General features: G+C 44.8%; 8 protein-coding genes and 3 rRNA genes. 3 read left to right on the top strand and 8 right to left on the bottom strand.

Translation table 11 applies throughout. From position 1 onward, the window contains the following. Positions 1–6: 6 nt before the first annotated feature. From SporoP33_RS09520 to SporoP33_RS09505, 4 genes are read right to left on the bottom strand one after another with little or no spacing between them, the layout of a single operon-like run. On the bottom strand, positions 7–1,731 hold the full coding sequence (locus tag SporoP33_RS09520; RefSeq protein ID WP_081243489.1) for a polysaccharide deacetylase family protein: 1,725 nt from the start codon (positions 1,729–1,731) through the stop codon (positions 7–9). A gap of 32 nt (positions 1,732–1,763) precedes the next feature. Next, positions 1,764–3,557, bottom strand: a complete 1,794-nt coding sequence (locus tag SporoP33_RS09515; protein WP_231293228.1) for a glycosyltransferase family 2 protein — start codon at positions 3,555–3,557, stop codon at positions 1,764–1,766. Between the two features lie 18 nt (positions 3,558–3,575). After that, the gene (locus SporoP33_RS09510) at positions 3,576–4,895 is read right to left on the bottom strand and encodes a nucleotide sugar dehydrogenase (RefSeq protein ID WP_081243488.1); all 1,320 of its coding nucleotides are present in this window, start codon (positions 4,893–4,895) and stop codon (positions 3,576–3,578) included. Positions 4,896–4,913: 18 nt separating this feature from the next. Next, positions 4,914–6,386, bottom strand: a complete 1,473-nt coding sequence (locus SporoP33_RS09505) for a polysaccharide deacetylase family protein (protein ID WP_081243487.1) — start codon at positions 6,384–6,386, stop codon at positions 4,914–4,916. A 641-nt stretch (positions 6,387–7,027) separates the two neighbouring features. Between SporoP33_RS09505 and SporoP33_RS09495 the strand changes: the two genes are divergently transcribed. The 3 genes from SporoP33_RS09495 (at position 7,028) to SporoP33_RS09485 (ending at position 8,703) form a co-directional block, all read left to right on the top strand. Continuing rightward, a complete protein-coding gene (locus SporoP33_RS09495; protein WP_081243485.1) occupies positions 7,028–7,411 on the top strand; it encodes a helix-turn-helix domain-containing protein in 384 nt (127 codons plus the stop codon). Positions 7,412–7,645: 234 nt separating this feature from the next. Further along, positions 7,646–7,876, top strand: coding sequence for a hypothetical protein (locus SporoP33_RS09490; RefSeq protein ID WP_081243484.1), 231 nt, complete (start codon positions 7,646–7,648; stop codon positions 7,874–7,876). 317 nt (positions 7,877–8,193) lie between these two features. Beyond that, complete coding sequence (locus SporoP33_RS09485) at positions 8,194–8,703, top strand: hypothetical protein (protein ID WP_081243483.1); 510 nt, start codon at positions 8,194–8,196, stop codon at positions 8,701–8,703. Here the strand turns inward: SporoP33_RS09485 and rrf are convergent. From rrf to SporoP33_RS09465, 4 genes are all read right to left on the bottom strand, one after another. Beyond that, positions 8,698–8,813 (bottom strand): 5S ribosomal RNA (gene rrf / locus SporoP33_RS09480). The genes SporoP33_RS09485 and rrf overlap by 6 nt on opposite strands. 73 nt (positions 8,814–8,886) lie before the next feature. After that, positions 8,887–11,815, bottom strand: a 23S ribosomal RNA gene (locus SporoP33_RS09475). Positions 11,816–12,075: 260 nt separating this feature from the next. Beyond that, positions 12,076–13,628, bottom strand: a 16S ribosomal RNA gene (locus SporoP33_RS09470). The 16S, 23S and 5S rRNA genes sit together here, the layout of an rRNA operon. A 428-nt stretch (positions 13,629–14,056) precedes the next feature. After that, complete coding sequence (locus SporoP33_RS09465) at positions 14,057–14,320, bottom strand: pro-sigmaK processing inhibitor BofA family protein (RefSeq protein WP_231293227.1); 264 nt, start codon at positions 14,318–14,320, stop codon at positions 14,057–14,059. Between the last annotated feature and the right edge of the window lie 7 nt (positions 14,321–14,327).

Below are 14,327 nucleotides of genomic sequence, written 5' to 3'. Positions count from 1 at the left end.
GTGGTCTTAGAAATTATCAACTACCCAGTTCATTGCGGATTTTATTGAACTGATGCATGTGTAGATTATCTTTTGATAATTTCCTCTTTCGTTGGTAAATAGAGCAGTCTGGTTCGCATGATTTTTGTCCAATGAAGTAATCGCAATATCACTGAAATATGCGTCATGAATCGGATCATTAAAATCACCTGTTACCCAAGAAGAACCGAGCGCCAATTTACCTGACTGTATGTCTTGATTGACTGCGAGATTATTTACAATTTCTTTGTCATTCAGCTGGATTGCCAGTTTATTGTCTTTGAGCGTTATTTCTACATATTTCTCATTCGCAAGTTTTTCCTCGTCTGTTTTCTTTTCTTTTCGTCCAGATGATTGACTGTCATTCTGTTCTGCAATGTGTGCGTCAGGGATTGCCTTTGTCTCCAATAATTCTTTCAGCTGTCCTTTTACTTTTTCTTCAATAATCAGCTGATCATTTTCAAATGCTACTTTTATATACGCGTCCCCGTCATTACTGCGTCTGAGGAAGACCGCCTGCTGACCTTCTTCAGTTCCCCCGACTTTCCCTGTGAACTGAATGTCTTTGTTGCCGCTCTCATTCAGCACTAAATGTGATTGTTTTTTCGCCTTTGACGTCAGAATAATTGTGTTTCCGTCAAATTCCGCCACGCCTTCTGCTGCTTTCCATTGCTTCGCCTGTTTTTCATTTCCCCGGACGAACTCTACCTTTCCTTTCTTGTCATTTTGAATTTTCATTAATAAATGATTAGTTGACCAGGATGCTGCCGGCTGAACCCGCGTCAGATTGTACAGATCATTTCCATTTGTATTGTACGTGTTTCCTTCAAGATTAAAATGCATGGCAAATGTTTTTCTGATTTCTTTATCGTTTATATCTGAAACCAATCTGTTTGCTGTATTATATAAGGCATTTGCATGCATAATCATATACACATCAGGCGTAGCTCCTAGCTGTTTTTCATACACCTTGCGCATCTGCTCATAGTCTTCTGTAATCCGCTTTTCCATTTCCGTTCGATTCTCAATCGGAATTGAATACTGATCACGTATAAAATCCATGGAGAAGTGATTATAAGAATCGATTTCACTTTTATTCAGCACTTCATCGTCGTCACGAATAGGTAAAAATGTCCCTTCTTTATTAAATATATTTATATATGTTAAGCGGTTGCCGTTACTGCCCAATTCCCAAAATCCGCTTTTCTTCATTTGCGACAGATGTTCCGGCTGCAGAAAACGTTTGTCGTTTGTCTCCAGTTTATTTGCAAATGACAGCAACGTCGCTTTGTAGTTGTATTTCTTCAGCAATGGATGTACAAATACACTCGTATCCGTGCGCCCGTCTTCAAAGGAAAGAAACAGTGCTTTCTCGGGTAAAGGTTTCTTTTTATTGTAATAGTCTAAAATATCTTGTTGGGAGATAGTCTCATATCCTTGATCGGTTAACGCCTGCAGCTGTTTCTGCAATTGTTTTTTCGCAAAAAGCGAGTCGGATCCATCTCTCGATACACCTGGATAGGATAGGGCGATAAACCCCTTTTTATTGCTCCATTCTGTCTGATCTGGCGCATCGTAACGATTCATCTCAACAAACGTTTGAAACACAAGGAACACAATAACTGCCAGGATCGCCAATTGAAAAATCGAGCGCCTTTTTTTCCGCTGATTTTTCTTTTCATAATCTAACACTTCGTTATATTTACGTTTCATATGCAATTCTCCTTGTCTACAAATTCATATACTTATGATTTGATAGTTAGAGGATCCTTTTTTTCTTTCTTGCGGGCCTTCTTTTCTCTCGCTTCAATATCTTGAGGCGTATCGCGCGTTCCCCATGTTGATTTCCAGAACGTTACCCAAGCAATCGGCATCTGCCATAAAAGAACCGCTTCATACATCAAAACGAAAACAAAGCCGAATATCCAGAGACTGCTTTTCTTGAAAAACAAGTACGCCGCGCTCATCATGAAAGCCATCAGGAACAAACCCATCAGGAAAGTTGCCGGAAAAACACCGTGATAGAGGGGAACATATACTAAGTTATAAATCACGACAATCGGTGCTGCAATTGGCACAATCAGCCCGACGTAAAAGAACAGGGCCATGAAGACTTCCTTTTTCCAAATGAAGGTGCCCGCCCGTAACGATTCACGCAGCCAAGATCGTTTCCAGCGCATTTGCTGTTTTAGGAATATTCCAAATTTTTCAGGTACAATTGTAGAACAAATAGCTCTGTCCTGGTAGGCAGTGCGATGTGTCTGCAAGATAAAGTTGGTCATACTTCGGTCATCTCCGAATGTTGCCGGCTGTCCCAAGAAGGTTTGATTCACCCAGTCTTCCTGATGTTTCAAAATCAAAGACTTCCGATAGCAAGACAAAGGACCTGACAGGCAAGTGACGCAGTCAAAATAAGATTCTGCCGCTTTCATCACGCGAAATGCAATATAGTAACGCACAACTTGCAGTTTCGTTATACTGTTCGTATATTTGTTTTCCACATCTGTACGGCCTGCAACACCGCCCATTTTAGGGTCTTGAAACGGCTGCACGAGATTCAGAATGGCATTCGGCTCGAGAAAACTATCCGAGTCAACAAAGACAACCAGATCATGCTTTGCCATTGCCACGCCTTCCACCAGCGCTTCGCGTTTTCCGCCATTGACCGGCATTACATGCACTTGAAGCCGTTCTTTGATGTTGTATATTTCATCTTCCTGGCTTAGCTTTTCGACTGCTTTCAAGGCGTTTTTTACAGTTTGATCTGTAGATTGATCGTCAACCACAATTACTTCTAGCTTATCGATGGGATAGTTCTGATTTAGACAGCTATATATCGTTTTGTGAATCCACTCTTCTTCATTAAATACAGGAATAATGATTGAAACACCCGGCCGGTAATTCGGATTAATTGGAATGTTTTTGTAGAAGGCACCAAATATATACCGAGACAATAGAAACGCAGCTGCAATGAGACTGTAAAAGTAGATGAATTTATTGAATTTAAAGTAGACTAAACTCTCCACTCGCATTAATACAATAAAGAAAGCAACAAGTAAGAGACTGGCAAACGTAAATGTCTTTATATACTTCCATCTCGTTCTCTCAAAATAGGAGTCGAGTGATTCGACAAAACTGAAGATCATTTTCCACGTAATTTCACCAGTTGGCATCTGTATTTCTTGCCAGCTTGCCGTTCCGCGAATCCTTACTGTTGATTCGTATCCTTCCTCAATTGTTCCTTTTGGAATTTTGAAACGTAAAGTTACAATATCACCGTTTCCGATTGCATTCATTGCGGAATTGAAGTCTACGATCACCTGCGTTTTTGATATTTCGACAGCATCTGTTTTAATTCTCGCTCCAAACATGTTTTCTCTAATAACCACCTGAAAGTTACACGAATAAGAATCTTTCAGCAGGCGATTTGTTTCAACCATGTTCCCGGCTGCATCTCTCTTCACTATCGGAACGTTCGGAAGAAGTGTTGCATTCTCAGTGTGTAAAATATAGGGTCTGGCATTATGTTTTTCTGTCACTGTGCTTCCACACCTTTCTCATAGACTCCAATACCTAATGTTCTGGTCTTCGAATTCTTTTTTGTTGTAAATACCTTTCACATCAACCAATAACTTTGCACCTTCTATCTTAAACATTTGCTGGAAGTCATCCAGTTCCAGCCCTCTGTATGCTTCGTGAGGGACTGCGACTACCACTGCATGCAAGTCTTTAAAATCCTCTACTGGTACAAGTGTAATATCGCATTCTTTTTTTACTGTATAGGAGTCTGCCATAGGATCGGCCACAATGGGATCAATGCCGTATTCTTTTAATTCATTGATAATATCCAGAACTTTCGTATTACGAAAATCGGGGCAATCTTCTTTAAACGTTAGACCCAAGATTCCTATTCGGATATTATTCATATTGACCTTCTGCTGCGCGAGCATCTTTAGTATTTGCTGCGAGATGTAAGCCGCCATTGAATCGTTGATATGCCTTCCTGCCAATAAGATTTTGGAATGATATCCGCAATCCTCAGCTTTATAGGTTAAATAATAAGGATCTATCCCAATGCAGTGTCCGCCGACCAACCCGGGTGTAAATGGAAGGAAATTCCACTTGGTTTTTGCGGCACGCAAGACTGCCTGTGTATCAATTTTCATTTGATTGAACAGCATAGACAGCTCATTCATAAACGCAATATTAATATCCCGCTGTGCATTTTCTATTACCTTTGCGGCTTCTGCAACTTTAATACATTCCGCGCGGTATACGCCTGCGTCAATAATCATTTCATAGACATTTGCAATAGTTTCAAGTGTCTGTTCATCGCTGCCAGATACAATTTTGATAATATTTTCAAGGCGATGTACCTGATCACCCGGATTAATGCGTTCAGGCGAGTATCCTACGGTAAAGTCCGTGCCGAATTTCAAGTTCGACGCCTTTTCCAATTCAAGTATACAAACTTCTTCTGTAACGCCAGGGTATACAGTCGATTCATACACTACAACTGACCCTTTTTTCATATTCCTTCCTACGGTTTGACTGGCCATCTGCAAAAATTTCAAGTCCGGCAGATTTCCGGACTGAATTGGCGTTGGAACAGCAATCACAAAGAACTTGGCGTTTTGCAGCTCCTTTTCGTCTGAAGTAAACAGCATATCCGTATTTTGAATCCGTTCCTCTCCTACATCACCCGTCATATCAATGCCTTCAAGCAGTTCGGCAATCTTTTTCTCGCTTATGTCGAATCCAATTACGTCTGCCACTTCGGAAAACGCGATGGCTACCGGCAGACCCACATATCCCAGCCCGACCACTGCAATTTTTTCTTGCTTATCCGCGATTTGCTCACATAGTGAATTTGCCATTGAGACCATCTCCATCTATTAGTTATTATTCATGCGCATTAATTCCGACATATGTTTAAATGTGTAGCCCTCCTCACGTAATGTGTGGATAATCATTGGGAGAGCTTCGATAGTATGTTTATCATCCAGAATGTGCAAAACAATTACGCTTCCTTCGCCGCGTTTCTTCATGACGCGTTTCAGGATTTCATCCGCATCATTTGCTACATCCCAGTCGAATGGTGTGACATCATATAAAGCAATACTTTTATATCCCGTTGCCATGGCAACCTTTGCCGTTTCTTCATCAATTTCTCCTGTTGCGGGACGGAAGAGCCTTACCGGTTTTGCTTGAATGGCTTCCGTTAGGACTTGATTTGCTTTCACCAAGTCTTGTTGCAGATCCTCTGGCGTCATCTTCGTCACGATTTCATGACCATAAGAGTGACTTGCCACTTCATGACCCTGCTCATAAATGGCACGTGCCAAGTTTGGATTTTTTTCTACACCTTTACCAATTAAGAAAAACGTGGATGGCACTTTCTCTTCTTTTAAAATGTCTAGAATCTTTGTCACCGTATAATCGCTTCCCCAGTCATCAAATGTTAACGCAATAACCTTTTCTTCAGTTTTGGCATCGTAAAAAATATTTGGTGTAATATGTTCATAGTCTGGATTAATTTGAATACTGTCATATCCTGCAATTTGATCGAATGGTTTATGTTCCGTTCCCCGTTTGACCAATTCTTTTAACGGGACCAGCTTATAGCCAATCTTTTCTACTGCTTTCGCAATATATGGAATTGCACCGACAACTTCGGGATTAATATCTGTATGCATAGAAATGATGGAACCGCGCGTTATATATCTTTCAATATATTCACCGATCTCTTTGGCACTTTGCATATCCCCTTCGCGCGGATTAATTGTGTAATTAATAACTGCCTCCATGCCAAGCTGTGCAGCGACTGCCTGCAAATCCTCATCAGAATCACCTGATCGAGTTCTTACATAACGCGGAGTTACGCCTGTTTCATTTCGAATAACTTCATTGCTTAACTTGACTTCTTTATACAATTGTTCGTAACTCATATTGCGGATTTCCCGCTGATTAAGTGTGTTGTTTTCAATTTCATGACCGCGTTCCAGTATCATTTTGGCTATATCAGGCTCTTCGGCTACCCGAATCCCCGGCAGAAAGAATGTAGCTGGAATGTGGTGTTCATCGAGTGCATCTAGTAGCTTAATCATTGTTTTCTTATCGGCCATTCCATTGAATGTCAGTGATAATTCTTTTCGCGTAGTCCATACATAAGAAAGAACTTCGTTTTTCGCTCCCGCATACGGATCCACTTTTTCATTGGCAAGCAGAACCGCTGCTGCATCTCCATTTGTCTTTCCGCCAAATAACGGCGAGCATCCCCCTGCCACCAATAAAAGACTTAGAAACGATAATAGTGAAATAGACTGTAACTTGCTCATTCGTCTGCAATTTGTGAATTCATGCCGCATTCTCAACACCTGCGCTTTCTGTTTTATACTTTCAAAAGATTGTAAGGAGAGAAGACCGGCCCTGTTTGAAATAACAATAGCTCTAATTTTTTGTACAGAAGATGTTTACGTTATAAAGTACAAGTTTCCTTTGCGATCCCGAGATAGTGCAGATTACAACCTCCTTTTAATTAAAATTTAACTTGTGTTGTATTTCTAAACAAAAAGGGTGGAAAAGTCACATTGTTTAGTCTTACAACACACTTTATGTCTATTTGTTCTTTTTGTCAACACATTTATTTTCTATTCTGAAAATTTTTCAAATGAAAAAGAATTTAAAATACGGCAATAAACAGTTATAGATCTTAAAAATTAGGGATATGGAGTATAGCAGATCCCCTACAACTAAGATAGAATTGTATATATGTAGGTAAAAAAAATGGTAGGTATACACGGGGTTGGCTGGTTATTTCGGCATGTTAATTGCCGGAAATACTTCTATTCCGATCGGGATATTTCTGCAAATTTTTATAATATCCGATATTTTAGACTATTTTACTATATCCTTTACGATAGCATTGCTTTTTATTTATCAATTAATCAGTTATGATAGTATTATCAATCAGCAAATCGCAGACTGAGTAGAAAAGGTGGGAATATAAATGAATGAGTTTGGTAAGCGCCTGCGTAAAATACGTGAACAAAAAGAAATGACCTTACGTTATTTGGCAGAGCGTGCTGATTTAAGTTATTCCTTTATTGCATCATTGGAAAAGGGACGCTATAATCCTTCCCGTGAAACGATTTGTGCGTTAGCAACAGCGTTGGACACAGATAAGAACGAGTTGCTCATATTGGCCGGATACCTGCCTAATGATACAGTAGATCAGGCATTTTTCACTTCAAAAAAGAAACAAATAACCAAAGAGCTTGCACTTGAGAAAGTATTAAAAGAATCGGTTTCATTTAATGGAATCAGTTTGTCTTCTGACGACAAGAGTGCACTGCTGGCTTTCATGCAAACTATGTTCAGTTTAAAAAAATAAACTTTTTACCCCTTTTTCTACAAATTCACAATACTCAGTAGTATTATCCGTCATTCTGCTATATAATATTGGCAGAATGATTTTTCTATACGCTATAATTCTCTTTTGAGAAGAAAGTATACGTTACAGGCTTTATTTTTAGAGAGCCGGCATTCAGATACTAGGCGAACAGAAAATTGTTCTATTCTCTCGTCAACTGCGCTCTTGAGCAAACTATAAAAGGGGATGAGCAATATGCCGGCTTATATGGTCAATGAATATTATGTTTTTACTTCCTATGAAGATATGTCTTCTCTCATTCATGATATTATCCACTATTCTCTCCTGCCTTCGCAGCAAGACCAATATTCGTTTTCTATTCTTATTGGCAATTTAGACATAAATACGCTTCAATTTCAATCATCCACCGGTCAGACTATTGCCGTGCGCTATGAACAAGATGACGACATTTACTACTCCGTATGATTAGACAGCCAGATTAGATCAAATTGAATTGAATAACAATATCTGCTTTCTAATCCATGGGCTTCTCAGCCATGGATTATTTAATTTGCGGAATTATATTAGAGCGAGTTTTTGCCGGTGATCAAGGAAGTTATTTAGGCGTCCGTGAATAATTATAATTTTAGTGGGCAAAACAGCTGATTTTTCCAGCGGTTGTACTGGGCCTTGAAATGGCTCAACCAACCTTGAGATGTTTTGTCCGCTGACACGCTGCTTGTACTCATTACTTAATTTGTTCATTGGGAAAAGACTGTGGTGTGGGAGGAGATTTTGAGGGGATGCCGCGTGAGTATGAGCGCTTGGCCAGGGGCTTAGAGCGGAGGCCGAGCGGGTATGAGCGCTTAGCCGAAGACATAGAGCGGATACCGGGCGAGTATGAGCGCTTGGCTGAAGACATAGAGCGGATACCGACCGAGTATGAGCGCTTAGCCGGAGGCTTAGAGCGAATGTCGCGTGAGTATGAGCGCTTCGCCGGGGACATAGAGCGGTTGCCGCGTGAGTATGAGCGCTTGGCCGGAAGCATAGAGCGGATGCCGAACAAGTATGAGCGCTTAGCCAGAGGCATAGAGCGGATGCCGAACAGGTATGAGCGCTTGGCCGGAAGCATAGAGCGGATGCCGAGCGGGTATGAGCGCATCGCCGAAGACATAGAGCGGATGCCGCCCAAGTATGAGCGCTTGAACAGCCACTATGAGCGAATGGCCAAAAGAATGAGCGGACAACAGAAAAATATTCTCTCAAAAGCACAAAAAAGCCACTCCCCAAAGGGAATGGCTTCGCTTGCCTAGCAACGTCCTACTCTCACAGGGGGAAACCCCCAACTACCATCGGCGCTGAAGAGCTTAACTTCCGTGTTCGGTATGGGAACGGGTGTGACCTCTTCGCCATCGTTACTAGACTTCTTGAGTAAAGCTTGTTCACTCAAAACTGAATAAAAGACATTGGGTATCTCAAGTAACTTCTTTTTATAATAGGTTAAGTCCTCGATCGATTAGTATCTGTCAGCTGCATACGTCGCCGTACTTCCACCCCAGACCTATCCACCTCATCATCTTTGAGGGATCTTACTTACTTGCGTAATGGGAAATCTCATCTTGAAGGGGGCTTCATGCTTAGATGCTTTCAGCATTTATCCCGTCCATACATAGCTACCCAGCGATGCCTTTGGCAAGACAACTGGTACACCAGCGGTATGTCCATCCCGGTCCTCTCGTACTAAGGACAGCTCTCCTCAAATTTCCTGCGCCCGCGACGGATAGGGACCGAACTGTCTCACGACGTTCTGAACCCAGCTCGCGTGCCGCTTTAATGGGCGAACAGCCCAACCCTTGGGACCGACTACAGCCCCAGGATGCGACGAGCCGACATCGAGGTGCCAAACCTCCCCGTCGATGTGGACTCTTGGGGGAGATAAGCCTGTTATCCCCGGGGTAGCTTTTATCCGTTGAGCGATGGCCCTTCCATGCGGAACCACCGGATCACTAAGTCCGTCTTTCGACCCTGCTCGACTTGTAGGTCTCGCAGTCAAGCTCCCTTATGCCTTTGCACTCTGCGAATGATGTCCAACCATTCTGAGGGAACCTTTGAGCGCCTCCGTTACTCTTTAGGAGGCGACCGCCCCAGTCAAACTGCCCACCTGACACTGTCTCCTGCCCGGATCACGGGCAAGGGTTAGAAGTCCAATACAGCCAGGGTAGTATCCCACCAATGCCTCCTCCGAAGCTGGCGCTCCGGAATCCAAGGCTCCTACCTATCCTGTACAGGCTGCACCGGAATTCAATATCAGGCTACAGTAAAGCTCCACGGGGTCTTTCCGTCCTGTCGCGGGTAATGCGCATCTTCACGCATATTATAATTTCACCGAGTCTCTCGTTGAGACAGTGCCCAGATCGTTACGCCTTTCGTGCGGGTCGGAACTTACCCGACAAGGAATTTCGCTACCTTAGGACCGTTATAGTTACGGCCGCCGTTTACTGGGGCTTCAATTCAGAGCTTCGCTTGCGCTAACCCCTCCTCTTAACCTTCCAGCACCGGGCAGGCGTCAGCCCCTATACGTCATCTTACGATTTTGCAGAGACCTGTGTTTTTGCTAAACAGTCGCCTGGGCCTATTCACTGCGGCTCTCTCGGGCTATTCACCCTACCAGAGCACCCCTTCTCCCGAAGTTACGGGGTCATTTTGCCGAGTTCCTTAACGAGAGTTCTCTCGATCACCTTAGGATTCTCTCCTCGCCTACCTGTGTCGGTTTGCGGTACAGGCACCTCCCGCCTCGCTAGAGGCTTTTCTTGGCAGTGTGAAATCAGGGACTCCGGAGATCAATCTCCTTGCCGTCACAGCCTAGTGTTATATGAGAACGGGATTTGCCTCGTTCTCCACCTCACTGCTTAGACACACAACCAACTGTGTGCTCACCCTATCCTACTGCGTCCCCCCATTACTCAAACGGCGGGGAGGTGGTACAGGAATATCAACCTGTTGTCCATCGTCTACGCCTATCGGCCTCGACTTAGGTCCTGACTAACCCTGAGCGGACGAGCCTTCCTCAGGAAACCTTGGGCATTCGGTGGAAGGGATTCTCACCCTTCTTTCGCTACTCATACCGGCATTCTCACTTCCAAGCGCTCCACCAGTCCTTCCGGTCCAGCTTCAACGCCCTTGGAACGCTCTCCTACCATTGACCATACGGTCAATCCACAGCTTCGGTGATCTGTTTAGCCCCGGTACATTTTCGGCGCAGCGCCACTCGACCAGTGAGCTATTACGCACTCTTTAAATGATGGCTGCTTCTAAGCCAACATCCTGGTTGTCTGGGCAACGCCACATCCTTTTCCACTTAACAGATACTTGGGGACCTTAGCTGGTGGTCTGGGCTGTTTCCCTCTCGACAATGGATCTTATCACCCACTGTCTGACTCCCAAACATAAATCATCGGCATTCGGAGTTTGTCTGAATTCGGTAACCCGGGATGGGCCCCTCGTCCAAACAGTGCTCTACCTCCGAGATTCTTTCGTTTGAGGCTAGCCCTAAAGCTATTTCGGAGAGAACCAGCTATCTCCAGGTTCGATTGGAATTTCACCGCTACCCACACCTCATCCCCGCATTTTTCAACATACGTGGGTTCGGGCCTCCAGTCAGTGTTACCTGACCTTCACCCTGGACATGGGTAGATCACCTGGTTTCGGGTCTACGACCCCATACTCATTCGCCCTATTCAGACTCGCTTTCGCTGCGGCTCCGCTTTCTCAGCTTAACCTTGCATGGAATCGTAACTCGCCGGTTCATTCTACAAAAGGCACGCCATCACCCATTAACGGGCTCTGACAATTTGTAAGCGCACGGTTTCAGGTTCTATTTCACTCCCCTTCCGGGGTGCTTTTCACCTTTCCCTCACGGTACTGGTTCACTATCGGTCACTAGGGAGTATTTAGCCTTGGGAGATGGTCCTCCCGGATTCCGACGGAATTTCACGTGTTCCGCCGTACTCAGGATCCACTCTGGAGGGAATGCACTTTCGACTACGGGGCTTTTACCCGCTGCGGCGGACCTTTCCAGGTCGCTTCGTCTAATGCATTCCTTTGTAACTCCGTATAGAGTGTCCTACAACCCCAAGAAGCAAGCTTCTTGGTTTGGGCTCTTCCCGTTTCGCTCGCCGCTACTAAGGGAATCGATGTTTCTTTCTCTTCCTCCGGGTACTTAGATGTTTCAGTTCTCCGGGTGTGCCACGAGTATGCTATGTATTCACATACACGTACTGTCCCATTACGGACAGTGGGTTTCCCCATTCGGAAATCTTCGGATCAAAGCTTACTTACAGCTCCCCGAAGCATATCGGTGTTAGTGCCGTCCTTCATCGGCTCCTAGTGCCAAGGCATCCGCCGTGCGCCCTTTCTAACTTAACCTATAAAAGGTCCAACGTCATCCTAGCGATAGGAATCAGAAGGTTAAAAAGATTGCTTGAACTGCATATGACTATGCAATTCGGTTGATTACTTGATTACTTTCAATGTCGTTTTATCCAGTTTTCAATGAACAAGAAAAAAGCTTTGAACACTCAAAAAATGAGCCTTCAAAACTGAACGCAAAACGTTAACGTGATGAATCGGAGATTCATCTTCCGAATGTTTCCGTCATATTTCAGACAAGAGAACATAATCCTTAGAAAGGAGGTGATCCAGCCGCACCTTCCGATACGGCTACCTTGTTACGACTTCACCCCAATCATCTGTCCCACCTTCGGCGGCTGGCTCCCGTAAGGGTTACCCCACCGACTTCGGGTGTTACAAACTCTCGTGGTGTGACGGGCGGTGTGTACAAGACCCGGGAACGTATTCACCGTGGCATGCTGATCCACGATTACTAGCGATTCCGGCTTCATGCAGGCGAGTTGCAGCCTGCAATCCGAACTGGGAACGATTTTGTGGGATTGGCTCCCCCTCGCGGGTTTGCAGCCCTCTGTATCGTCCATTGTAGCACGTGTGTAGCCCAGGTCATAAGGGGCATGATGATTTGACGTCATCCCCACCTTCCTCCGGTTTGTCACCGGCAGTCACCTTAGAGTGCCCAACTGAATGATGGCAACTAAGATTAAGGGTTGCGCTCGTTGCGGGACTTAACCCAACATCTCACGACACGAGCTGACGACAACCATGCACCACCTGTCACCACTGTCCCCGAAGGGAAAGGCATGTCTCCATGCCGGTCAGTGGGATGTCAAGACCTGGTAAGGTTCTTCGCGTTGCTTCGAATTAAACCACATGCTCCACCGCTTGTGCGGGTCCCCGTCAATTCCTTTGAGTTTCAGCCTTGCGGCCGTACTCCCCAGGCGGAGTGCTTAATGCGTTAGCTGCAGCACTAAGGGGCGGAAACCCCCTAACACTTAGCACTCATCGTTTACGGCGTGGACTACCAGGGTATCTAATCCTGTTTGCTCCCCACGCTTTCGCGCCTCAGCGTCAGTTACAGACCAGAAAGCCGCCTTCGCCACTGGTGTTCCTCCACATCTCTACGCATTTCACCGCTACACGTGGAATTCCGCTTTCCTCTTCTGTACTCAAGTCCTCCAGTTTCCAATGACCCTCCACGGTTGAGCCGTGGGCTTTCACATCAGACTTAAAGGACCGCCTGCGCGCGCTTTACGCCCAATAATTCCGGACAACGCTTGCCACCTACGTATTACCGCGGCTGCTGGCACGTAGTTAGCCGTGGCTTTCTGGTAAGGTACCGTCAAGGTACAGGCAGTTACTCCTGTACTTGTTCTTCCCTTACAACAGAGCTTTACGATCCGAAAACCTTCTTCACTCACGCGGCATTGCTCCATCAGACTTTCGTCCATTGTGGAAGATTCCCTACTGCTGCCTCCCGTAGGAGTCTGGGCCGTGTCTCAGTCCCAGTGTGGCCGATCACCCTCTCAGGTCGGCTACGCATCGTTGCCTTGGTAGGCCGTTACCCCACCAACTAGCTAATGCGCCGCGGGCCCATCCTTCAGTGACAGCGAAACGCCGTCTTTCAACATCTCTTCATGCGAAGAAATGGATTATTCGGTATTAGCCCCGGTTTCCCGGAGTTATCCCCATCTGAAGGGCAGGTTGCCCACGTGTTACTCACCCGTCCGCCGCTAACTGTTAGAAGCAAGCTTCCAACAGTTCGCTCGACTTGCATGTATTAGGCATGCCGCCAGCGTTCGTCCTGAGCCAGGATCAAACTCTCCATAAGACCGGCCGCCGATTCGCAGCGGATTGCGTCGGCAGTTTCACTCGCTCAGTCGGTCACGTACGTTAGTACGCTCCCTTCTTCGCTCGATCACTTCCTAGCACTCCACTACGACTCGACACCCGATAGAATGAAAAATCGATTAGCTCGAGTTTCATTTGCTGGCATCAATTAAGATACTCATGTTGTTTATGTCATCGCTAGATGCATAAACTGTATTTCGTTAACGTTTTGCTGTTCAGTTTTCAAGGTTCATCTGGTTGGTCTCTCGTAAGAGGCAACTTTCTAATAATAACATCTCACCGTTTCGTTGTCAACACTTTTATTAAAAATGTTTTTCATCAGTAGTTTGATGTTTTGGCAACTGCTCAATGCGACGCTTATAAATATAACACCATACATTTAATAATACAAGCATTTTTGCCATTCTTTTAAAAAAGAATGGCAAAACCGCATAGTGCTGCAAATCCAGGGACTCCCAGTATGGCGAGAATTACGCCGGAAGCAATATTAACAGGTACGTAGATTCCAATAAATCCGCCTGCTATGTTCATTAAGAAGAGAATGAAAAACGCAAAAGCTAATCGAAACCAAAAGACCGATAAGCGCTCCATGTTTTTCTCCAAAGTAGTTCTGTTCATCTTCAGCAACAATAATGAAACGACTCCTAATACGGCTATTACTAAAATTCTCACAGAAAAC

It is taken from the genome of Sporosarcina sp. P33, assembly GCF_002077155.1.
Taxonomy (GTDB): Bacteria; Bacillota; Bacilli; order Bacillales_A; family Planococcaceae; genus Sporosarcina.
This window is presented reverse-complemented; position numbering and strand designations above follow the sequence as displayed.

Excerpts from the sequence above, each read along its gene's own strand:
- SporoP33_RS09495 (WP_081243485.1), top strand. The coding sequence starts at position 7,028 with ATGAATGAGTTTGGTAAGCGCCTGCGTAAAATACGTGAACAAAAAGAA.
- SporoP33_RS09490 (WP_081243484.1), top strand. The coding sequence starts at position 7,646 with ATGCCGGCTTATATGGTCAATGAATATTATGTTTTTACTTCCTATGAA.
- SporoP33_RS09510 (WP_081243488.1), bottom strand. The coding sequence starts at position 4,895 with ATGGCAAATTCACTATGTGAGCAAATCGCGGATAAGCAAGAAAAAATT.
- SporoP33_RS09485 (WP_081243483.1), top strand. The coding sequence starts at position 8,194 with ATGCCGCGTGAGTATGAGCGCTTGGCCAGGGGCTTAGAGCGGAGGCCG.
- SporoP33_RS09520 (WP_081243489.1), bottom strand. The coding sequence starts at position 1,731 with ATGAAACGTAAATATAACGAAGTGTTAGATTATGAAAAGAAAAATCAG.
- SporoP33_RS09505 (WP_081243487.1), bottom strand. The coding sequence starts at position 6,386 with ATGCGGCATGAATTCACAAATTGCAGACGAATGAGCAAGTTACAGTCT.